The following is a 21025-nucleotide window of genomic DNA, read 5'->3' as shown; positions in this document are numbered from 1 at the left end:
CGGCTCGGGCCGGGGTGCGGCGGCGCAGGCTGCAGATGACGTTGATCGGCCTGGTGGTGTTCGCGGCCACGGTGACGGTGGTGCTGGCGCTGGGGCTGCTGCTGGCACTGTCCGCCCCCTTCGACCGGGCCTTCGAGCAGCAGCGCGGTGCGCACGTAACGGCCGTCTACGACGCGGGGCGGGTGACGGCGGGTCAGCTCGCGGACGCAGCGCGGCGGCCGGGCGTGGCGGCGGCCGGGCCGTTCGACACCGTCGAGGTCGCACTCGCGGAGCCGGTGCTGGGCATCGGGGACGGAGCCTTCGACCTGGTCGGCCGGGCCGACCCGGGCGGGCCGGTGGACCGGGTCGAGGTGCTGGAGGGCCGGTGGGTGAGGGCCCCGGGGGAGGTGGTGGTCAATCACGAGAGCGGCTTCCACGGCTCGGGCCTGCTCGGCAGCAGACTGGCCCTGCGGGACGGCGGGGCACTGACGGTGGTGGGTGTGGCGGTTTCGATGAGCCGGACGGCCGAGGGCTGGACCACCCCGGAACAGCTCGCGGCCCTGCACCCCACGGGGCGTCAGATGCTCTACCGCTTCGACGCCGCCGCCTCTGCCGCCTCTGCCGTCGGTACCGAGGACGGGCTGCGGACGGCGCTGGCCGGCGTCACCGAGGGCCTGCCGACCGGCGCCCTGACCTCGACCCTCGACCACCTGGCGTTGAAGGCGGCCTTCACCGCCTCGGCCGAGGCGTACCTGCCGGTCATGTCGATGTTCGGCGGGCTCGGCCTGTTGGTCGCGGTCCTCATCGTGGCCAACGTGGTGAGCGGCGCCGTGGTCTCCGACCTGCGCCGGATCGGCGTGCTCAAGGCCCTCGGCTTCACGCCGAACCAGGTGCTCGGCGTCTACCTGCTGATGGTCGCCCTCCCGGCGGTGGCCGGGGCGCTGCTCGGTGCGGCGCTGGGCAGCGCGCTCGGTGGGCCGGTGCTGAAGGCCGCGTTCCAGGGCGTGTTGCGCGGCACGGCCGAGATCGGCGTGGAACCGTGGGTGGCGCCGTTCGCGCTGGCTGCCGTGCCGCTGCTGGTCCTCTTGGCCGCGTCGGTGCCCGCCCTGCGTGCGCACCGGCTGCCGGCCGCGCGGGTGATCAGTGCGGGCAGCGCGCCGAGTGCCGGCCGGGGGAAGGGGCGCGGGTCCGGAGCCGGTCCCGGGCTGCGGGTCCAGCGGTGGCTGGCCGGGACCCGGCTGCCGCGCGCCGTGAGCCTCGGGATCGGCCAGCCGTTCGTCCGCCCGGGCCGGACCGCCCTGACCCTGGCGGCGATCCTGCTGGGCGTCACCACCGTCACGCTCACCACCGGCCTGACCGCCACCCTGGTCGGCCTGGACCGGGCAGGCCGGGGAGACGGCGGGGCACGCGTCTCGGTCTGGGTCGGCCGCCCCACGCTCGGCGAGCCGGCACCGACCCTGACCGCGCGTCAGATCGAGCACCTGCTGCGCAGCACCGCCGGCGCGGCCGGGGTGACGGCGGAGGCGATCACCGAGGTCGGGCTGGCCGGCAGTGCCGAGCAGTTGACGGTCTTCTTCCGGCGGGGTGACCGGGACCCGGGGGAGGCGCAACGGCTCTCCACCGGACGGCTTCCGGCGGAGCGGCCGGGCGAGGTGGTGGTCTCGCCGGGCTACCTGCGGCAGTTCAGCGCGGAGCTCGGTGACCGGATCACCCTGGAGCTCGGTGACCGCCGGACCGAGGCGACCATCGTGGGCGTGGAGCTGAGCGGTACCTCCCGTTTCGTGAAGGCGAGTTGGGAGACCCTGGCCGCACTGTCACCGGCGACCGGGCCGGTGCACTACGAGGTCCGGCTGACCCCCGGCGCCGACGCGCCGGCCTACCTGGCGGCGGTGGCGGCGGCCGATCCCGGCCTGCGGCCCTCGCTCGCCGACGACGGCTCGCCCGCCACGGTCACCCTGGTCACCTTCTCCGCCGTCTTCACCCTGCTGCTCGCGGTGGTGTCCGCCCTCGGGGTCCTCAACACCGTGCTGCTGAACGGGCGCGAGCGGCGCCGTGACCTCGGCACGCTGAAGTCGCTCGGGATGACGCCGCGTCAGGTCACGGTGATGTTCGTGACCTCGATGGGCGTGCTGGGCGTGCTGGGCGGGGTGGTGGGCGTGCCTCTCGGGATGGTGGCGCACCGGGTGCTGCTGGAGCAGGTCACGGTGGTGGTCTTCCCGGACTCCCTGAAGGACGTCTGGAAGGTGCCGCAGCTGGTGCTGGTCGGGGCGTCCGGGGTGATGATCGCGGTGCTCGGTGCCTACCTGCCGGCCCGCTCGGCGGGGCGGCGGGCCGTCGCGACCGTCCTGCGCACCGAGTGAGGGCGGCGCGATCCCGCCCGAGCCGCCTCCGGGTCACCACGCCCCGGGTCACCGCGCCCCAGGTCAGCGCGGGAGCGCGAGGTCGTTGTCGGCGATGCTGATCGACAGCCGGACCCGGCCGTCCAGGCTGTCGATCGTCAGGCAGCGCGGGCGCCGGTCCAGCACCCACCCGTTGGGGCGGCAGGGCTCCTTGACGACGGCGAGCCGACGGACGATCTCCTCGGCCGGCAGCGCGGCCTCGCTGCGCACCTCCCAGGACCGGGTGCAGACACTGGACCCGCAGCCCTCCGGGCTCCCGGCGCTCAGCGAGAACCCCGGGGGAAGGTCCGGCGGCGCGCCGTACGCACCGCCGGCCTGACCGAACATCAGCGCCCAGGCCGGCACGGCCAGCAGGGCGACACCACCGAAGTGGATGCCGAACACCACGGTGGCGACCGAGACCCGGCGCGGCCTCGGCTCGGCTCGCGGGCCGGACAGGAGCCGGCGCTCGGCGTACACCGCACCCACGATCAGCGGTCCGCCCAGCAGTCCGTACCAGAGGTAGCACTCGGGTGCGCCCCGGAAGGTCCACAGTCCCAGGCTGTGGCCGGAGACCGTCACCGCCCCGATCAGCAGCGCCAGCCCGACGGGCACCCCGATGTCGAGGGTGCGGGCCATCACCGCCCAGCAGAGCACCGGCAGCGCGGCGTAGATCACGAACAGGACCATCGGAACCCCCGTGGCGAGTCGGTCGGCATCCCCGTGCGCCGTCTCGTGTCCGGGGGCTCCGGTGGATGACGCCCCGTCAGCCGGTCCGGTTGCGGGTGACGGTGACACCGAGGCCGGCCAGGGCGTCGAGGAACTCCTCGGGGCGGTCCAGGCTGACCCGCAGTTCGCGCAGGCGCAGCGGCAGACCGGTCATCCGGCAGCACACCGGAGGGTCGATCCGCAGGGCGATGATGCCCTGCGAGGAGCCGTTGACCAGCCAGCGGCCGGAGAAGCCGTGCACGCCCCAGCCGCTGACCGGCCGTCGGTCCGGGGCGGCATCGGTGATCGAGGCGATCGGGATCTCGGCCCGGAAGGCCCAGCCCATTCGGACCCGGACGACTGAGGCGTCGAGCGTGACCGTGGAGCGGCGCGGCGGCAGGGCGGTGATCCGGGCGATCGGGGCGTACCACCGGTCGTGCCGGATGGCGAAGGTCGAAGTCGGCACGCTATCCGCCCTCCTGACGGTCGGTCGGTCCGTCGGACCGGTCGTTCGAGATCCACCGTAGTCCAGGGGGATCGCGGTCGGGGTGTGCCCGGGGGCGGGCCCGGATCCGGGGTGTGTGACCCGGGCGAGGCGGTCTGCCGGGAGGGCGAAGTGGTGGGACCGGACGAGGTCGAGGGCGCGTTCCCTGGTGGTCACCCGGTCATCCTCCGACGGGCGTCGAGCAGGTCGCCGGCGACGGGTGTTCGCCGTGCCCGCCGCCTCCGGGTGGCGTCGGTCGGTGCGGATGCTTGCTTCGCCTGCTATCTTGCAGTGCATGGTACCTGGCATCACACGGACGGGTGGGGGAGACGGCGGCGACCCGTCGGCCGACGGCGCGGTCGCCACCCAACTGCGCAAGGGCGTCCTGGAGTACTGCGTCCTCGCGCTGCTGCGCGACGCCCCGCGCTACGGCGTCGAACTGCTCCAGGAGCTCGACCGCTTCCCGACCCTGGCGACCAGTCAGGGGACCATCTACCCCCTGCTCTCCCGCCTGCGCCGGGCGGGGCTCGCCGACACCTTCCTCCGGGACTCCGCCAGCGGACCGTCCCGCCGCTACTACACGCTGACCGAGGCCGGCCGCACCGCACTGGACGAGTTCACCGCACTGTGGCCCGCCTTCCGCGAAGCCGTCGACCACGTCCTCACCCCGGGAGAGACCTCATGACCGACCCGACCGCTCGACCCGACGGCCACCCGCTGGTCCGCGAGTTCCTCGACGCAGTCACCCGGCTGACCGCCACCCTGCCGCGCGACCGGCAGCGCGAACTCCTCGCCGACCTGGGCGAGCACATCGAGGTGGCGCTCTCCGAAGCCGGCACCGGGGCGGGTGCCGACGAGCCCACCGTCCGACGGGTGCTGGACCGCCTCGGCACCCCCCGGCAGATCGCGGACGCCGCGCTGGCCGAGGAGGGTCGGGCCCGCCCGGTGGCCGAGAGCACCCGGCAGACGCTCACCACCCTGCTGCTGGCCGCCCTGGTCTTCCCGCTGCTCCTCGTCCCGGCCGTCGGCCCCGGCATCGCGCTGGTCGCCGCGATCGTCGCGGGCGCCCGGGTCGCGCGGTCCTCGGTCTGGACCGCCCGGGAGAAGAAGCGCGCCGTGCTGCTCCTGCTCTGCCCCGTCCTGGTCGCACCGCTGGCCATCGCCGTGGTGGCGCTGGCCGGCCGGTCCGGCCTGACCCCGGCCGGCCTGCTGGCGGGCTGCGCGGTGGGCTTCGTGCCGACCGTGCTCGCCGTGGTGCTGCTGGCCCGGTCCGCCGCGCGGGTGCGAGCCGCCGCCGCGCCGGCCTGAGCCGTCCGGCCGGGTCCTGACCGGCGGTGGGTGGCGGGTTGACCCTGACACGGTGTCAGGCCGTCCGATGAGGGCCGTCAGCGACCAGCACCCCCGAACGAACCAGGAACCCCCGTGCCCGCACACTCCCGCTACATCGGCTCCGGACCGTACTGCTACACCAACTCCCTCGCCATGCTGCTCGGCCCCTCGGCGCCCACCGTCACCGTGCTGGAGACCCTCACCGGCTCGGCCTTCGGCGTCCAGCTGATCGCCGGTGAGCTGCCGTTCTTCTGTCCCTACGGCTGGGACCCGGAGCTCGGTCTGGACGCCGCGATCGACATGCTGGGGTGGCGCTGCGACCACACCTCCGGAGGCACCGCCGCCGAGGCCGTCGAACGGCTGCGCCGCGCCTGCTCCGACGGCGGCCCGGTGCTGGCCGGCCCCGTCGACATGGGCCTGCTGCTCTACCAGCCCGGCACCCCGAACGCGGAGGGCGGCGACCACTACGTGGTGGTCCTGGAGGTGGACGACGACACCGTGCTGCTCCACGACCCGCACGGCCACCCGTACGCGACGCTGCCCGTCGCGGACTTCGTCGCCGCCTGGGAGGCGAAGTCGGTCGCCTACACGGACCAGCCGTACGGGATGCGCTCCGGTTTCGTCCGCGAGCGGGAGGTCGGGGCGGCGGAGGCGCTGCGGGCCTCGCTACCGGGCGCGGTCCGGTGGCTGACGGGGCGTCGGGAGCTGCCGATGCCGCCGGGCAGCCTGGGTGGGGCGGCTGCCCTGGAGGCGTTGGCCGACCGGGTCGAGGCCGAGGGCGGACTGCCGGCCGGCGTCCGCGACCTGCTCCAGCACTTCGGCGTCCGGGTCGGTGTCCGGCGGCTCGCGGACGCGGCGGCCTGCCTGGACGGACCGGGCCTCTCACGGGCCGCCGCCGAAGCCGCCGGCCAGGCCCGCCTGCTGGGCGCCCTCCAGCACCCGGTGGTGGTCGGCGACACCACCGCCGTGGCGGCCGGGCTCCGCCGGCTCGCCCCGGGCTACGACCGCCTGCGGTCGGCCCTGGAGGCGGCCATCGCCTGACGGCGCGTCGGCGGCAGGCGTCGGTCGCCCCCTCTGGCGGACTCGCCGCACCCGAGAGCGAAACGGTGGCCACAGCGGCCCCAGCGGTCCCACCGGTGTGCTCAACGGCCGTACCGGCAAAGGAATTCGGCCACTTCCAGCCGTATGTCTGATGTGCCGGAGGCGCCGGATCGCTAGCATCCTCTCGACACCGCGATCAGCGTGTCACCGGACGCATCTGGGGGGACAGCGTTCATGTCCGAACTTCTCACCGACATCACGGCCATCGCTCCCTACTTCACCGTAGCGGCGACCACCTTCGGGACGCAGCTCGCCCAGGAGGCGTCGCAGCGCCTCGCCGGCAGCACGGTGGAGGCCGGGCAGGGCTTCTTCCGCCGCCTCCTCGGACGCCGCTCCGAGGAGGTCGCCGAGGTCCTGGAGAGCCACCAGCTCGACGAGACCCGGGTGGACCGGCTGCTCACCGGGCTGGGCGAGGAGGACCGCCGCCGCCTCGCCGAGGCACTGGCCGCCTGGCTGGGCGAACGGACGGCGGAGGCCCTCGCCCAGGACCGCCTGGTGGAGCTCGTCCGGGCCCCGGCGCCCGGCAGTCGGACCACCATCACCTCGACCGGGGACCGCACCATCGTCGGTGCCACCTTCGGCGACAACACCACGGTGAACTTCGGCGACGGCCGATGACGGAGCCCGCGGGATCGGAGGGACCGTCAAGCGTCACCTCGGCCGGTGACCAGACGATCGTCGGCAGCCGCTTCGGCGACCACAGCATCTTCAACTTCGGCCGGGTGCGCGACGGCGACCCGCTGCCCCTGGTGGTGCTGCTGCCCCTGCTGGCGGTGGTCGCCGTCGCCGTCCGCGCGGTCCTGTCCTGGCCGGGCGGGCCGCAGGGCCAGTACGTCCTGTTCTACCTGACCCTCGCCCCGGCCTTCCTGCTCGCGGTCCTGTGCGTCGTCGGCGGGACGGTGGCCCGGAGCGCGGCGCGGCCGGCGCCGGCCGCGCTCCCGGGCCGGCCGTCCAGGGCGGCGCTGCTCCTGCTGGCCTCCGCCCTCCTCCTCTCACTGCTCGCCCTGGCGGGCCTGGAGGACGTCCGGCGCAACGGCCAGGTCTCCGTGGCGATCGACGTGCTGGGCACCCAGTCGCTGGTCAGTACCGAGAACGGTGACGTGCGGGGCACCTGGACCCTGATGGTCCCCGCCTCGGCACCCGCCCGCGACCGGCTGCGCCTGCGGCTGACGGTCGCCGACCACGATCCGACCGTGCCCACCTGCGTCCACCACACGACGGTGGTGCTGACGACCGCGACGGCGGGGGTCACCCCGAACGCGCAGCGGGTCTCCGCCGAGAGCGTCACGGAGTTCGACATCCGTGGCAGCGGTGGGGCGGTCGCCTTCGACGTCACCCTGAAGACCGGGCCGAACTGCGCCCTGCGGATCGCTCAGGTGAGCGGGACGCTCTACAACGACTGACGCGGGACCGGGAGGGCAGATGAGGACGAGTCGGGTGCGGGCACGTGCAGTTCGGGTCTCCGCCGTGGCGGTGGCCGTCGTGCTCGCCGCGGCGGGCTGCGGTACGGACGAGCCGCCGTCGCTGTTCGCCAAGGGGGAGCAGGTCCTGGTCGGGGCCAAGAACGACCAGCCCGGCACGGGCTTCGAGGTGCACGCCGGTGAGTTCGCCGGGCTGGACATCACGGTGGCCCGGGAGGTCCTGAACCGGGTCGGCAGCGAGCCGCCCGACTTCACCGGGGTGCTCTCCAAGGACCGCGCCCCCAAGCTGCAGAAGGGGAAGCTCGACCTGGTGGCGGCCACCTTCTCGATCACCGCCCAGCGGATGAAGCCGCTCTCGGAGGGCGGCGACGGGCTCGACTTCGTGGGGCCCTACGCCTCCGGGCAGCAGGGCATGCTCATCCGGGCCGCCGACCGGGACCGGTACAAGCGGCTGGAGGACCTCAACGGGGCGCTCGTCTGCGTCTGGCGGAGCACCACCTCGGCCACCGAGCTGGACAAGCCCGCCTACCAGCAGATCCGGAAGGCCGAGATGGAGGACGCGAAGACCTGCGTCGACGCCCTGAAGCGGGGGGACGTCGACGCGGTCTCCACCGACCAGCTGATCCTCTACGGATTCATGCACGCCGACCCGTCCCTGCTGGTCCCGGTGGGGATCGGGTTTGGCGCGCTCAACGACTACGGCATCGCCTTCGCCAAGGGGCACCGGAAGGACTGCGAGCTCGCGAAGGCGGCGCTCAAGGCCTACATCGAGGGCAACGACTGGGACCGCGACTTCCAGCTGAACCTGCCCGACGTGCCGACGGACAAGCGCAACGAGGCCCACCCGACCTCGGACGAGATCGACGCCCTGTCCTGCCGCGACAGCCCGCAGGGCGCGCCCGCGAAGTGAGCCCCGCCGCGCCCTGCGCTCCGTACGGTGGCCGGATCGCCCCCCTCCCCGGGGAGTACCCCCGGAGGGGGTCGTGGCCGGGGCTGCGGGCGGGTCATGCTGGCCGGAGTCGAGGCGGGTGTGCTCTCCGTGGGGGTGTGGCGATGGACGAACTGCTCGACCGGTTCCTTCCCGAGTACGGCCGGCGGGTGGTGCACGGCATCACCGTCGCCGCGCCGCCCGAGCGGGTCTGGGCGGCCCTGCAGGCCGTGACCTTGGACGAACTCCCGCTGCCGCGCGCGTTGTTGGCGCTGCGGACGCTGCCGTCCCGACTGCGCGGGAAGGGGCCCGATCTGCTGGACCGGTCGGTGCCGCTGGCCGAGCTGTTCCGGCGGGACGGCCGGTGGGTGGTGCTGGCGGAGGAGCCGGGGCGGGCGCTGGTGCTGGGGCGGGTCGCGCGGTTCTGGCGTCCGGTGCCGCAGGGGGCCGGGGCGGTGCGGGACGCCGGGGGCTTCCTGGCCTTCGAGGAGCCCGGGTACGCGAAGGCGGTGATCTCCCACCGGGTGGTCGCGCAGGGGACCGGTTCGCGGCTGGTGACCGAGACCCGGATCCGGGGGACGGACGTCCGGGCCGCGCGGCTGTTCGCGGGGTACTGGTTCCTGATCCGCCCGGGGGTCGGCCTCATCCGGCGCAGTGCGCTCGCCGCGGTCGGCCGGCGGTGCGGGGATAACGGATTTCGCGTTCGTGGGGGGATGGCGTAGTGTCGTGTTCACCGACGCGGGGTGGAGCAGCTCGGTAGCTCGCTGGGCTCATAACCCAGAGGTCGCAGGTTCAAATCCTGTCCCCGCTACGAAGAGAAGCCCGGTTCGGACCCACACTGTGGGTCCGAACCGGGCTTCTTCGTGTGCCGGGTGCCCCGGTGGGGGCGTCCCTCAGCGGGCGATCTCGTCGAGCCGGCCGGTGGCGATGCCGAAGCCCCGGACCGGAGGATTCCCGGGCGCGAACGGGCTGCTGCGGATCCGGGCAGCCGACTGCCGTCCCCCGGACGGGTTCCGGTGGAACGCCGCCCGAATGGGCTGTGCGGGGGTGGGCGGAGCGGTGTGCCCGCTCGGACGACGGGTGGGGGAAGCGGCGGGGCCCGCAGGCCGAGGTGGCCGGCCAGGGGGCGCGCGCGGGAGGGTCTGCACGCTCCCTTGTCGACATTCGGGGCCGGTGGTCTGATGAAGTGACCGGTCGGTGCGGCCAGGTGGGGGAGTCGTCGGGACGTCCGGACGCCGCCGGGTCTGACGGCCGGTCAGGTGGGGTACGGGGCGCCTCGACGCGTCGGCGCGGCGACCGGGTCAGGGGTGACGGCGCGGGAGGAAGCGGGAGCGGGCCGGGGCCGCGGACCCGACAAGCGGACGGCAATTCGTCGTCAAGTCGCCCCGGCCATGCTCGTTCCGGCAGGCGCACGACGAGGAGGACGGCATGACGGGTGGGAAGAGCGGCGGGCACGCGGTCGTCGCAGGGGCTGGGATCGGTGGGCTGCTCGCGGCCCGGGTGCTGTCGGAGACGTACGGGCGGGTGACCGTGGTCGACCGCGACGCGCTGCCGGAGAAGGCGGCGGTCCGGCGGGGGGTGCCGCAGAGCGGGCACGCGCACGGCATGCTGGCCAAGGGCTTCCAGGTGCTGGAGGAGCTGTTCCCTGGGCTCGGCGAGGACCTGGTGGGGGAAGGGGCGTTGGTCCGGGACGCGCAGGCGGACGTGCGCTGGTTCAACGACGGCTACGAGATGAAGCAGGCGCACTCCGGCCTGCCCTGCCTGCTGGTCAGCCGCCCGGCCCTGGAGCGGTACCTGCGCTCGCGGGTGGCGGCGCTGCCGGGGGTGGAGCTGCGGGACCGCTGCGAGGTGCTGGAGCCGGTCGCCGATGCGAGCGGGGGCCGGATCACCGGGGTCCGGGTGCTGGAGGTGAACGCGGAGCCGGAGGAGCTGACGGCCGATCTGTTCGTCGACTCCACCGGCCGGAGCAACCGGGGCGAGGCGTGGCTGCGGGCGCTCGGCTACCGGCCGGCCCCGGAGGAGCGGATCGACTCCAAGGTGGTCTACGTCTCCCGCGAGTACCGGCGCCGGCCGGGCGAGGTGGGCGCCGACGCGTACGTGGTCGGTGCCACCGGGACGATCCCGCGCGGCGGGGTGGCGCTGAGCGCGGAGGGGGAGCGCTGGCTGGTCACCATGTTCGGCATGAACGGCGACCACCCGGCCGTGGACCCGGAGGGGTACCTGGCCTTCGCCGAGCGGCTGGCCTCGCCGGAGCTGCACCGGCTGTTGGAGCGTCTGGAGCCGGTCACCGCACCGAAGTTGATGCGCATCCCGGTCTCCATCCGCCGCCGCTACGAGCGGGTGGAGCGGATGCCGGAGGGCTACCTGGTCTTCGGTGACGCGATCTGCCAGTTCAACCCGACCTACGGCCAGGGCATGACGGCGGCGGCCTGCCAGGCGGAGGCGCTGCGCGAGGTCTTCGGACGGCTGCGCGGGGCGGCGGCGGCGAAGGAGTTCTTCCGGCGCGCGGCGCAGGTCACCGACGTGCCGTGGGACATGTCGGTGGGGGCCGACCTGCGGTACCCGTTCGTGGAGGGCAAGCGCACCCTGCGGGTGAAGCTGCTCAACTGGTACGTCGGCCGGCTGCACCGGGCCGCTGCCGAGGACGCCGCCACCGGGCGGGAGTTCCTCGCGGTGGCCAACCTGCAGGCGCCGCCGCAGCGGCTGTTCGGCCGGAAGGTGCTGGGCCAGGTGCTGCGGCCCCGGCCGACCGGGCGGCCCACCAGGCCGTCGGCGCGGCCCGCTCCGCAGGCGGGGGCCTCGGCGACCTGAGCGGCGCGGCGTCGGCTCCGGGGGTGGGGAGAGCTGCCGGGGGGCGGGCCGGGGGCCAGGTCTGCGGCCGAGCCCGGGGCCGGGGCCGAGTCCGGCTCCGGGGTCGGTCGGGGGACGGCGTCCGGGGTGGTGCCGGGCGGGTCGTCGGGGGGCGGTCCGCCCGCGCTGTCGGTGGGGCGCGGCAGGATGGTGGGATGGACGAACACGACGAGGAGCTGTTGCTACGGGGGCGGGTGTACGGCGCCGACCACGGTGCCGACGACCAGGGGCCGCTGCCCGGACGGGTCTACCGGGAGTTGGTCGGGGGTCCGCTGGACGGGCTGCTGTTCGACGTCACGGGCCTGGCCGAGGACGAACTGTCGGCGGGGGCGGCCCTGGTGACGGAGCTCGGTGCGCACGGCCCCGGCGGCCGGGCGCACTACGAGCCGCGTCCGGCGGCCCCGGCCAAGTGGGACTGGGTCGGCGACTCGCTCTGACGGCCCGTCGGCCGTCCGGCGCGGGTGGTCGGTCGGACCGCTCGTACGGGTGGGGCCCCCTGACCCACGGGGGTGGCCAGGGAGCCCCACCCGGCCGGGCGCCGTCTCCTTGACGGGGCCGGGCGGTCGGTCGGAGTACACGCCGGTCCGGGGCAGGAGGGGCCGTCATCGGCTTCGCGTCGGTCGCCGCTGCTCCGCACGGCCCCTCCCCGAGCCTCCGGCCGGAAGGCACCGGGAGGTTCCCCTTCTCGGCGCCGCCGGGACACGCGGCCTCCCCGACAGGCGACGGGCAGGAGGGGCCGTCCGACGACGCTCGCCCCTGCGGCGGAGCCGAACTGTGTCACAGCCGCGCCCGTCAAGGGGACAAGTCTCCGGTGCGGACCGGGACGGCGTCAGGAGGCCGGTGCGGGGCGGCGAGTGACGGCCCGTCGGGCGATCTTGGCGAGGACCGAGGGGTGCATCAGGAGGGACGACGGGGCGGTCATGTTGGCCACCTTCACGAAGCGGGTCCAGACGTCGCTGTCGTGCCGGGCCAGTGCGAAGACCTGTTGGTTGTACCAGTGCGCGAAGCGGGCTGCGGCCGGCTGGCCGGCCGGGGTCCACATCAGGTCGGAGGTGGTGGAGAGCGACCACGGCACCTTGATGATGGTCGCCGCAGCCCGCAGGTAGTCCCGGCTCAGGCCGGTCAGGGCGGTGCCGGCCGTACGCCGCCTGCGCAGCAGCGCACCGAGGGCGACGGCCTCGATGGCGGCGACGGTCAGGCCCTGGCCGTAGACCGGGTTGAAGACGCAGAGGGCGTCGCCGATCGCGATCAGTCCGTCCGGCCAGCCGGGGTTGCGGTGGTGCCGGCGCCAGGTGCTGCCGGGGTTGGTGTAGCGGTGCAGCTCGTCGTGGCGGGTGCGGCGGGCGATCTGCTCGGCCAGGCGCGGGTTCTCCAGACTGCGGGCGTACTCCAGGAAGCCGTCCGGATCGGTGGGCGGGTGCTGTTCGAAGCCGAACAGGGAACAGACCCAGCGGCCGTGCTCCACCGCGAGCATCGCCCCGCCGCGCCGGACCGAGGGGGCGAAGGTCATCTGGTAGGCGAGGTCGTAGTCCTTCTCCTCGGCGGTGCGGTCGAAGACCATCGTGGTGTAGGTGATCTTCGCCTTCACCGTGGTCCGCGCCGAGACCGGCAGCCCGGCTCCGGCGAGCCAGTCGTCGATCGAGGTGCTGCGGCCGGAGGCGTCCACCACCAGGTCGGCGGCGATCTCGGACTCCTGGCCGTCCTCGACGCGGTAGCGCACCCGGTCGACCCGTCCGCCCGGGCCCGTGCCCAGGCCCGACACCCGGGCCCCGCCGAGCACCCGGACGGGCGCCAGGTCGAGCACCCGCCCCCTGATCCTGCGCTCCAGCTCGTCCCGGGTGAAGGACTGCACCCACACCCCGGTGGTCGTGCGGGTGGCGTAGCCGGTGGGCAGCAGGAAGCTGATCCGCTCCCCGTAGTCGAAGACCGGGGCGCCGATCTCCTCCAACTCCTGGCGCAGGCCCGGGAAGAGACGTTCCAACATCTCCGCGCCCTTGGCCAGCATCGCGTGCGCGTGGTACGCCTGCGGGGCACTCGGGTGGGCACCGGTCTCCCGGCCCACCACGTCCCGCTCCAGCACCACCACCTCGGTGAAGTGGTCGGCCAGCGCGCGGGCCGCCAGTAGACCGGCGTAGCCGCCGCCGATCACCACGGCCCGCTGCCAGCCCGGGCCTCCGGCGGTGGATCCGGTGCCCTTGCCAGCGTCCGTCATGCCGTTCCCCCGCTCGTCGGGCCGACGGCCTCCCGGTCGGGTCGCCGTTCGAGCACCACTTCACCGCGCGGCCCTGGGGGCGATCAAGGGCGGGCTGAAGGCGTGCAGGGGCGCAGGACCGGCGCTGACCGGCGGTCGGCGCGCGCCGGGAGCGGCGGACCCCGGACCGGGGGACGGTCGGGCCGGGCGACGGTCGGATGCCCCCGGAGCGGCGGATGACCTCCGGGCCCGGGGGCCGGTGCCCTTCCGGGCGGCCACGGCAGAAAAGGTGGGAAGCGCGTCATTGCTGACGGACCGTCCGCGTTGAGAGGCTGACGGCATGGAACAGCGCAGCGTGCTGGTGGTCCTCTTCGAGGACGTGCAGAGCCTGGACGCCACCGGGCCGTTGGAGGTGTTCGCCGGGGCGGCCGGGGCATCGCCCGGGTACCGGTTGAGCACCGCCGTGCTCGGCGGGGGGCCGGTGCGCTCCGGCAGCGGGCTGCGGCTGCTGCCCGACGGTGACCTGGCCGAGGCCGAGCCGCCGCACACCCTGCTGGTGCCCGGTGGCCGGGGCACCCTGCGGCCGGCCCCGGCGCTGGTCCGGCGGATCGCCGAACTCGCTGCCGGGGCCGAGCGGGTGGCCTCGGTCTGCACCGGGGCGTTCCTGCTCGCCGAGGCCGGCCTGCTGGCGGGTCGCCGGGCCACCACGCACTGGTCGTACTGCGATGCGCTGGCCCGCCGCTTCCCGGACGTCGAGGTGGACCCGGAGCCGATCTACGTGCGGGACGGCCGGATCGCCACCTCGGCCGGGGTGACGGCGGGGATCGACCTGGCACTGGCCCTGGTGGAGGAGGACCACGGCCGGGAGGTGGCACTGACCATCGCCCGGCACCTGGTGATGTTCCTGCGCCGCCCCGGTGGTCAGGCGCAGTTCTCGGTGCAGCTCTCCGCGCAGCTGGCCGAGCGGCAGCCGCTGCGCGAGCTCCAGCAGTGGATCGCCGAGCACCCCGGGGCCGACCTCTCGGTGCCCGCGCTGGCCGACCGGGTCGCGCTGTCGCCCCGTCACTTCGCCCGTGCCTTCGCGGCGGAGGTCGGCGTCACACCCGGTCGCTACGTCGACGGGGTCCGGCTGGAGGCGGCCCGGCGCCGGCTGGAGGAGGGGCGGGACGGCATCGAGGAGGTCGCCCGGGCGTGCGGCTACGGCTCCGCCGAGTCGATGCGCCGGGCCTTCGCCCGGACCCTGGCGGTCACGCCGGGGGAGTACCGCCGCAAGTTCGCGGGCGATCCGGCCTGAGCCGGGCCGAGGCGTCGTCAGGACCCCTCGTTCCTGCGGCCGTCGGCCCCGGAGATGCGTGCGCCGTTCGGCTCCCCACCCCGACTCCCTGGTTCCCCGTGTGCCCTGATGAACCGTTCGGAAGGAAGAGAGAGACCCATGAAGATCGCCATCCTGCTCTACGACGACTTCACCACGCTGGACGCGGTGGGCCCGTACGAGGTCCTCGGCCGGATCCCCGGTGCGGAGGTGGTGTTCACCGCCGTCCGGCCCGGCCCGGTCCGGAACGACCAGGGCAGTCTGGCCCTGGTGGCCGACGCCGCGCTGTCGGAGGTGACGGCCCCGGACCTGCTGCTGGTCCCGGGTGGGCCCGGCACCGAGGCGGTCCTGACGGACCCCCAGGTGCTCGACTGGGTGCGCCGGGCCGATGCGGCCACCACCTGGACCACCTCGGTCTGCTCCGGCTCGCTGCTGCTGGGTGCCGCCGGCCTGCTGGCGGGGCGGCGGGCCACCACGCACTGGGTGGCCCACGACACGCTGGCCCGGTTCGGGGCCGTGCCGACCGAGGAGCGGGTGGTCTTCGACGGCAAGTACGCGACCGCCGCCGGGGTTTCGGCCGGGATCGATCTGGGGCTGCACCTGGCGGGGCGGATCGCCGGGGACGCGGTGGCCGAGGCGATCCAGCTGATCACCGAGTACGACCCCCAACCGCCCTACCGGGCAGGTTCGTTGGCCACGGCTCCGGCCGAGGTGGTGGCCGCCGTCCGGGCAGCAGGGGTCGAGGTGGATCCCGCGCTGATCGATCCGGCCTCGCCGTTGGCGGCGGCCAGGGCGGGGGCCGGCCCGCGCGGCTGAGGCGGCGGGAGGAGCGGCGGCGCGTCCGGCGGCACGGGGGAGGGCCGGACGCGCCGCCGACCGGTCAGGCGGACGGGTGGGTGCAGAGGGTGGACTGCTGACCCGGCGAGAGGGCGGGCGTGGTGGTGACGCAGACGATGCTCAGCTCGTTGGTGACCACCTTCGGAGTGGTCAGCAGCGCCGGGCCGGCGTGCAGGGCGGTGGTCGAGGACACCGTCACCCACGGGCTGCCCCAGGCGCGCTGGGTCTTGAGCTCCACCTTGGCCACCACCGGCAGGCCGGCCGTCGGGATCAGCCGCGCGACCCCGGCCAACCCGGCGGCGTCGCGCTCCTGCCAGACGCAGGGATTGCCCGCGAAGGAGGCGTCGGTGGCGCAGCTGACCGGGCCGGCGGTCACGCCCGGGGTCGTCGCCGGGGCGGCGGAGGCCGTGGCGGGCACGGCGAGAAGGGCGGTCATACCGACAGCAGCGGCTGCGATGCGGGTGCGCATAGCGGTGTACTCCCTAGGAATCGAAGGCTTTTGGCCCAACGGGGCGAGTCTTGCACACCGTGCGCGGATCATCACTGTGTGGAGCGTCACACGCAAGGTAGCCGGGTGAACACCCAGGGCTACCGGGGTGGACGGGCCGTTTCCGCCGGGCTACCTCACGCGGTGTCGTCGAGGGCGGTGGTCGTGGTGGCGGGGCCGGCTCCGATGGTGACCACGAGGAGCGTGACGGTGGCCAGGAACGGGCCCCGGGCGAGGTGGGAGAGCCAGGCGTCGGCCTGTGCCCGGGTGAAGTGGCCCGAGCTGACGGCCCGTTCGGTGTTGCGCTGGAGGCCCAGCACCCGGTCGGCGGTCCGGACGTCCCGGAAGACCGAGGTGACGGGGATCACCGAGGGTGCGGCCATGCCCAGGTCTCCTGCCAGCCGGGGGAGTTGGCGCCCGACGGTCGGGTTGCGCACGATCCGTTCGCACAGGTGCCGGGTGTACGCGCGGGGCAGCGCGGGGTCCGGGTGGTCCACGGCCAGTGTCTCCCAGTCGGGCTCGGCCGCCACCAGCAGTCCGCCGGGTCGCAGCACCCGCACGGCCTCCGCCAGCACCCGTGGTACGTCCGCCACGTGCTGGAGCAGGCGGTCGGTGCGGATGCGGTCGACGGACTGCGCGGGCAGCGGCAGGGCGTGAACGTCAGCCTGGAGGACGGTCGTTGACCGGAGTGCGGCGGTCCGGTCGCGTGCCTCGCGGACCATCGCCGGGTCGTGGTCGATGCCGATCACCCGCCCGGTGGGGCCGGTGGCTGCGTCGAGCGGGGACAGGCCGGTGCCCGGGCCGCAGCCGAGGTCCAGCACGTGGTGGCCGGGGCGGAGGTCCAGTGAGGTGAGGGCAGTCTGCCGGTAGGCGCGGGTCAGGTCGGTCGCGGCCAGCCGGTCCTGGTAGTGGATCCGGTTCGGGACGGCGGTCTCGAAGATCCGGTCGGCCACCCGGGCCAGCGAACGGGCCTCGCCGGTGAGCAACTCCCGTCCGGCCGGGGTGAGTCGGAGGGGGCGCCGACGCCCTTCGCCGTCCAGGTACTCGACCAGGCCCTTGCCGTGCAGCCTGGTCAGGGCGCCGGAGAGGCTCCCCCGGCCGAGTCTCGCGCCGGTCATCCGCTCGATCGCGGTGTTGACGGCGTAGCCGTGCAGCGGGCCGTCCGCCAGGGCGGTGAGCACCAGCATCTGGGCGTCGTTGGTGCGCATGGGCTGCTCCCGGTGGGGCGCTCGGAGGGGCCGTGGTCGCGATTGGCACGCGGCGCGTGTCATTCAGTCCGTAGTATGCACGCTGCGGCGGCCCGCCGGCTGCCGCCATGCCCTTCGAAAGGACCTGCCATGCGCCTCGCGGAGCCCGTCCACGCCCTCTACGCTCGCCGTCTGCGCCGAGGGTTGGCGGGGGCCCGGCTGCCCTCGCACGTCGGGATCGTGATGGACGGCAACCGCCGGTGGGCCCGCGAGCGCGGCCTTGCGGACACCCGGCTCGGGCACCGCTACGGGGCCGAGCGGGTGCAGGAAATGCTCGACTGGTGCGAGGAGTTGGGGATCGGGCACGTCACGGTCTTCGTCTGTTCGGCCGAGAACCTCCAGCGGCGCGGGCCCGCCGAGGTGGAGTTCCTGATGCGGGTCATCGAGGAGGTGCTGGCCTCCGCGCTGCCCGGTGCCCGCCCGCGCTGGCGGATGCACCTGGCCGGAGACCCGGATACCCTGCCGGCCTCGACCGCCCGGGCCCTGAAGGCGGCGGTGGAGGACACCCGGGAGTGCGCCACCGGGGCGCACCTCACCCTGGCCGTCGGCTACGGCGGGCGGCAGGAGCTGGTGGATGCGGTCCGTGACTTGCTGTACGAACTGGAGGGCACCGGGCGGCCGGTGCGAGAGCTGGCCGACGGCCTGGTGGCCGAGGACATCGCGCGTCACCTCTACACGGCGGGGCAGCCGGACCCGGATCTGGTGATCCGCACCAGCGGCGAACAGCGCCTGTCCAACTTCCTTCTGTGGCAGACCGCTTACGCGGAGTTGTACTTCTGCGAGGCGTACTGGCCGGCCTTTCGGAAGGTCGACTTCCTGCGCGCGGTACGGGCGTTCGCCGCCCGGAGCCGACGGTACGGCGGCTGAGTGTAGCCGCCCGGACACGCCGGACTGAACCGGTACAGCGGGTTGTGACCGGACGGCACCGATCCGGTCCCGGAGGTCGTACGATGTGCGCGGACCGCCCCACGGCACACGGGACCACCGTCCTGGCCGGCCGACCGGCTCCGCCCTCACCCGAATCAGGCGGACGCGTCCTTCACCGTGGCGTACGCGAGTCCTCCCGAACGGGGACGGCCCGCGTCGGCGGTCCACCAAGCTTCACCCGCCGCCCTCGGGCGGGCGGGGCGTGGGAGTGCCCGGAGACCGGTCCGGGCCGCGGCGGGGCAGGGGCGGGAGTCCGCCGGGGTGCGACCCGGTGCTCGGCCTCGGGCTTCCCGTGCCCGGCTCCGAGCAGGAGCCAGTGCGTGTGCAGGTGCTCGTGCCTGGGCACGGACCACTCGCCGTCCGGGCTCAGGGGTGCACCTCGCGGGCCCGGAAGTCCTCCACCGTCTCACGGCGGATCAGCAGCCGGGCCCGGCCGTCCCGGACGGCGGCCACGGCGGGGCGGCCGACCAGGTTGTAGCCGGAGGCCATGGAGAGCTGGTACGCGCCGGCCGCCGGGACCGCCAGCAGGTCCCCGGGCCGCAGGTCGGCCGGGAGCCGGGCGGCCCGCACCAGCACGTCACCGGCCTCGCAGTGCCGGCCGACCACGTCCACCTCGCGCAGCCCGGGGACGGTCGGGGTGCGGCCGACCAGTCGGGCGCAGTAGCGCGAGCCGTAGAGGGCGGGGCGCGGGTTGTCGCTCATCCCGCCGTCCACCGCGGCGAACACCCGGCCGTCGGCGGCCGTCTTCACGGTCAGCACCCGGTAGACCGCGACCCCGGCCGGGGCGGCCACCGCCCGGCCCGGCTCCAGCAACAGCCGTGGCACGTCCAGGCGGTGGCGTGCACACTGCTCGGCCAGGCGCCGGCCCAGTGCCGCCGCGAACCGGTGCGGGTCCAGGCCGGCCCCGCCCGGCAGGTAGGGCACGCCGTGGCCGCCGCCGAGGTCGAGCTCGGGGAGTTGGACGCCGTGCCGGTCCCGGAGGGTGGCGAGCAGGCCGACCAGGCGGTCCACGGCGGTCAAGTACGGTGCGGGGGAGGTGATCTGGGAGCCGAGGTGGCAGTGCAACCCGGTCAGCACCAGCCCCGGCTGGTCCAGCACCCGTCGCACCGCCTCGGCGGCGTCCCCGCCCCGGGGCTGCGGCTGCGGCTGCTGCTGCCCGCGCCCGGCCGGGGCCGCGCCGGCACCGTCGTGGTCGTCGGGGCCGGCGCCGTTGCCGTCGAGGGCGAAGCCGAACTTCTGCCCGGTCACGCCGGTGCGGACCGCCTCGTGGTGGCCGGCGGCGATTCCGGGGACCACCCGGACCAGCACCCGCTGGGGCACATCCGCGACGGTCAGGGCGGCGAGCCGGGCGATCTCGGCGTGGTTGTCGATGACGATCCGGCCCACCCGCAGCCGCCGGGCCAGCCGCAACTCCTCGGGGCTCTTGGCGTTGCCGTGCAGCAGGATCCGTTCCGCCGGGAAGCCGGCCGCCGCCGCGAGCCGCAGTTCGCCCTCGGAGCAGACGTCCAGGCCGAGCCCCTCCTCGGCCACCCATCCGGCCACCGCCGAGGAGAGGAACGCCTTTGCGGCGTAGAGCACTTCGGCCGCCGGGAAGGCGCTGCGGTAGCTGCGGCAGCGGGAGCGGAACTCGCCCTCGTCCAGCACGTACAGCGGCGTGCCGAAGCGGTCGGCCGCCTCGGCCAGTCCGACACCGCCGACGGTCAGGTCGCCGGAGGTGGTGGGGATGGCGGAGGCCGGCCAGGGCGCGCCGAGTCCCGGCATGCCGAGTTCAGGCCTGCCGGGGCCGGGTGTGCCGGGTGCGGGCGTGCCGGGTGCGGGCGTGCCGAGTCCGGCGGGCGCGGCGTCATGCGGTCGGCAGAGGTGCGTGGTCATCCGAGGGCTCCTGACGAGTGCGGTGGCAGGGTGGTGTCCGTGCTCCGGTGTCCGTCCGACGCTAGGCCGAACCACTCGGTGGGCGAACGTTCCTGACGCGCCGTTGACCGTCGGCGCCCCCGTCCATACAGGGTCCTGACGCCGGGAGGGTTACGGCAGTGCGCCCGCGGGGTGACGGTGTCAGGGAAGTGTTTGGATTCGAACGGCCCCCGTCAGGGAAGCGTCAACGGGCGGCTCCGGGGGCGCGGGAGCGGTTTGGCTGTCTGCCACACAGTCGGACGGGCGAGATGCGGGAGATGGCGGGATGGACCACCGGGACGGGGAGCGGGGCGGCGAGCGGGACGTGCTGCGGCCACGGCGGATCGTGGTCGGGGTGAGCGGCTCGCTGGGCAGCCTGGCCGCGCTGCACCGGGCGGTGGAGGAGGCCCGGCGGACCGACGCCGAGGTGCTGGCGGTCCTGGCCTGGCTCCCGCAGGGCGGGGAGATCGGCTACCGCAGGGCGCCCTGCCCGCCGTTGCTCGGTGTCTGGGAGGAGAGCGCCACCGCCCGCCTGGCGGAAGCGCTCGACGCGGCCTTCGGGGGTGCCGGTCCGGCCGGTGTGCGGATGTCCGGCTGTGCGGTGCGCGGGGAGACGGCACCGGCGCTCGCGCTCTTCGCGGACCGGTCGGCGGACCTGCTGGTGGTCGGTGCGGGCAGCGGGAGCAGGCTGCGGCGGGGGTTGCGCGCGTCGGTACCGGCGGAGTGCCTCAAGGTGGCCCGCTGCCCGGTGCTCGCGGTGCCGAGGCCGCCCCTCCAACGGGAGTTGGAGAGCCGGTCGTGGCGTCACTGGTGGCAGTTCCCGGTTGCCCCGGTGCCGACCCGGTGATCGTCGGCGGGGGCTGCGGTGCTGCGGTGCTGCGGTTCGATCGGCCGGACGGTGTGGACGGTGTGGGCTGCCGGGCCGGCCGAACGGCACGGATGGCCTAGAGGCGAGT

At 74.7% G+C, this 21025-nt stretch carries 20 protein-coding genes and 1 tRNA gene; 15 read left to right on the top strand and 6 right to left on the bottom strand.

Annotated features, from left to right (window positions below):
- Positions 1-35 precede the first annotated feature (35 nt).
- Positions 36-2339 (top strand): FtsX-like permease family protein, encoded by a 2304-nt coding sequence (locus tag ACIRBX_RS25570; RefSeq protein WP_402299804.1) that lies wholly within the window; start codon positions 36-38, stop codon positions 2337-2339.
- Positions 2340-2402: 63 nt separating this feature from the next.
- Here the strand turns inward: ACIRBX_RS25570 and ACIRBX_RS25565 are convergent, their stop codons facing one another.
- Both ACIRBX_RS25565 and ACIRBX_RS25560 read right to left on the bottom strand, forming a co-directional pair.
- Complete coding sequence (locus ACIRBX_RS25565; protein ID WP_402299803.1) at positions 2403-3047, bottom strand: hypothetical protein; 645 nt, start codon at positions 3045-3047, stop codon at positions 2403-2405.
- Between the two features lie 76 nt (positions 3048-3123).
- Positions 3124-3531, bottom strand: coding sequence for a hypothetical protein (locus ACIRBX_RS25560; protein ID WP_402299800.1), 408 nt, complete (start codon positions 3529-3531; stop codon positions 3124-3126).
- Between the two features lie 313 nt (positions 3532-3844).
- Between ACIRBX_RS25560 and ACIRBX_RS25555 the strand changes: the two genes are divergently transcribed.
- From ACIRBX_RS25555 to ACIRBX_RS25510, 10 genes are all read left to right on the top strand, one after another.
- Positions 3845-4234 carry a PadR family transcriptional regulator gene (locus tag ACIRBX_RS25555; protein ID WP_402299798.1) on the top strand — a complete coding sequence of 130 codons (390 nt, stop codon included), beginning with the start codon at positions 3845-3847 and terminating at the stop codon, positions 4232-4234.
- Entirely contained in the window at positions 4231-4857 is a 627-nt protein-coding gene (locus tag ACIRBX_RS25550) for an HAAS signaling domain-containing protein (protein ID WP_402299796.1), read from the top strand. The genes ACIRBX_RS25555 and ACIRBX_RS25550 overlap by 4 nt, the downstream gene beginning before the upstream one ends.
- Before the next feature lie 174 nt (positions 4858-5031).
- Positions 5032-5919 (top strand): hypothetical protein, encoded by an 888-nt coding sequence (locus ACIRBX_RS25545; RefSeq protein ID WP_402299895.1) that lies wholly within the window; start codon positions 5032-5034, stop codon positions 5917-5919.
- Between the two features lie 234 nt (positions 5920-6153).
- The gene (locus tag ACIRBX_RS25540) at positions 6154-6597 is read left to right on the top strand and encodes a hypothetical protein (RefSeq protein ID WP_402299795.1); all 444 of its coding nucleotides are present in this window, start codon (positions 6154-6156) and stop codon (positions 6595-6597) included.
- The gene (locus tag ACIRBX_RS25535; RefSeq protein WP_402299793.1) at positions 6594-7382 is read left to right on the top strand and encodes a hypothetical protein; all 789 of its coding nucleotides are present in this window, start codon (positions 6594-6596) and stop codon (positions 7380-7382) included. Before ACIRBX_RS25540 ends, ACIRBX_RS25535 begins: the two co-directional genes overlap by 4 nt.
- Before the next feature lie 34 nt (positions 7383-7416).
- Entirely contained in the window at positions 7417-8310 is an 894-nt protein-coding gene (locus ACIRBX_RS25530) for a transporter substrate-binding domain-containing protein (protein WP_402299791.1), read from the top strand.
- A 143-nt stretch (positions 8311-8453) separates the two neighbouring features.
- The gene (locus ACIRBX_RS25525; protein WP_402299789.1) at positions 8454-9050 is read left to right on the top strand and encodes a hypothetical protein; all 597 of its coding nucleotides are present in this window, start codon (positions 8454-8456) and stop codon (positions 9048-9050) included.
- A gap of 15 nt (positions 9051-9065) precedes the next feature.
- Positions 9066-9139: transfer RNA gene (locus ACIRBX_RS25520), tRNA-Met, on the top strand.
- A 617-nt stretch (positions 9140-9756) separates the two neighbouring features.
- A complete protein-coding gene (locus ACIRBX_RS25515; protein WP_402299787.1) occupies positions 9757-11139 on the top strand; it encodes an NAD(P)/FAD-dependent oxidoreductase in 1383 nt (460 codons plus the stop codon).
- A 194-nt stretch (positions 11140-11333) separates the two neighbouring features.
- The gene (locus ACIRBX_RS25510) at positions 11334-11615 is read left to right on the top strand and encodes a hypothetical protein (protein WP_402299785.1); all 282 of its coding nucleotides are present in this window, start codon (positions 11334-11336) and stop codon (positions 11613-11615) included.
- Positions 11616-12007: 392 nt separating this feature from the next.
- Here the strand turns inward: ACIRBX_RS25510 and ACIRBX_RS25505 are convergent, their stop codons facing one another.
- Positions 12008-13390: an NAD(P)/FAD-dependent oxidoreductase gene (locus ACIRBX_RS25505; RefSeq protein ID WP_402299784.1), complete on the bottom strand. Its 1383-nt coding sequence runs from the start codon at positions 13388-13390 to the stop codon at positions 12008-12010.
- A 319-nt stretch (positions 13391-13709) separates the two neighbouring features.
- Here ACIRBX_RS25505 and ACIRBX_RS25500 point away from each other — a divergent pair, with 319 nt between their 5' ends.
- Both ACIRBX_RS25500 and ACIRBX_RS25495 read left to right on the top strand, forming a co-directional pair.
- Positions 13710-14663 (top strand): GlxA family transcriptional regulator, encoded by a 954-nt coding sequence (locus ACIRBX_RS25500; RefSeq protein ID WP_402299782.1) that lies wholly within the window; start codon positions 13710-13712, stop codon positions 14661-14663.
- 138 nt (positions 14664-14801) lie between these two features.
- A complete protein-coding gene (locus ACIRBX_RS25495; RefSeq protein WP_402299780.1) occupies positions 14802-15497 on the top strand; it encodes a DJ-1/PfpI family protein in 696 nt (231 codons plus the stop codon).
- Positions 15498-15561: 64 nt separating this feature from the next.
- Here the strand turns inward: ACIRBX_RS25495 and ACIRBX_RS25490 are convergent, their stop codons facing one another.
- Both ACIRBX_RS25490 and ACIRBX_RS25485 read right to left on the bottom strand, forming a co-directional pair.
- A complete protein-coding gene (locus ACIRBX_RS25490) occupies positions 15562-15987 on the bottom strand; it encodes a hypothetical protein (RefSeq protein ID WP_402299778.1) in 426 nt (141 codons plus the stop codon).
- Positions 15988-16142: 155 nt separating this feature from the next.
- Positions 16143-17213: a methyltransferase domain-containing protein gene (locus ACIRBX_RS25485; RefSeq protein ID WP_402299777.1), complete on the bottom strand. Its 1071-nt coding sequence runs from the start codon at positions 17211-17213 to the stop codon at positions 16143-16145.
- A gap of 129 nt (positions 17214-17342) precedes the next feature.
- On the opposite strand from ACIRBX_RS25485, the gene uppS reads away from it, so the two are divergent.
- A complete protein-coding gene (gene uppS, locus ACIRBX_RS25480; RefSeq protein WP_402299775.1) occupies positions 17343-18119 on the top strand; it encodes a polyprenyl diphosphate synthase in 777 nt (258 codons plus the stop codon).
- Positions 18120-18545: 426 nt separating this feature from the next.
- Here the strand turns inward: uppS and ACIRBX_RS25475 are convergent, their stop codons facing one another.
- Positions 18546-19940: a diaminopimelate decarboxylase family protein gene (locus tag ACIRBX_RS25475; protein WP_402299892.1), complete on the bottom strand. Its 1395-nt coding sequence runs from the start codon at positions 19938-19940 to the stop codon at positions 18546-18548.
- Between the two features lie 415 nt (positions 19941-20355).
- On the opposite strand from ACIRBX_RS25475, the gene ACIRBX_RS25470 reads away from it, so the two are divergent.
- Positions 20356-20916, top strand: a complete 561-nt coding sequence (locus ACIRBX_RS25470; protein WP_402299774.1) for a universal stress protein — start codon at positions 20356-20358, stop codon at positions 20914-20916.
- The last annotated feature ends 109 nt before the right edge of the window (positions 20917-21025 follow it).

Source organism: Kitasatospora sp. NPDC096147, assembly GCF_044763225.1.
In the GTDB taxonomy this organism is placed as follows: domain Bacteria; phylum Actinomycetota; class Actinomycetes; order Streptomycetales; family Streptomycetaceae; genus Kitasatospora.
This window is presented reverse-complemented; position numbering and strand designations above follow the sequence as displayed.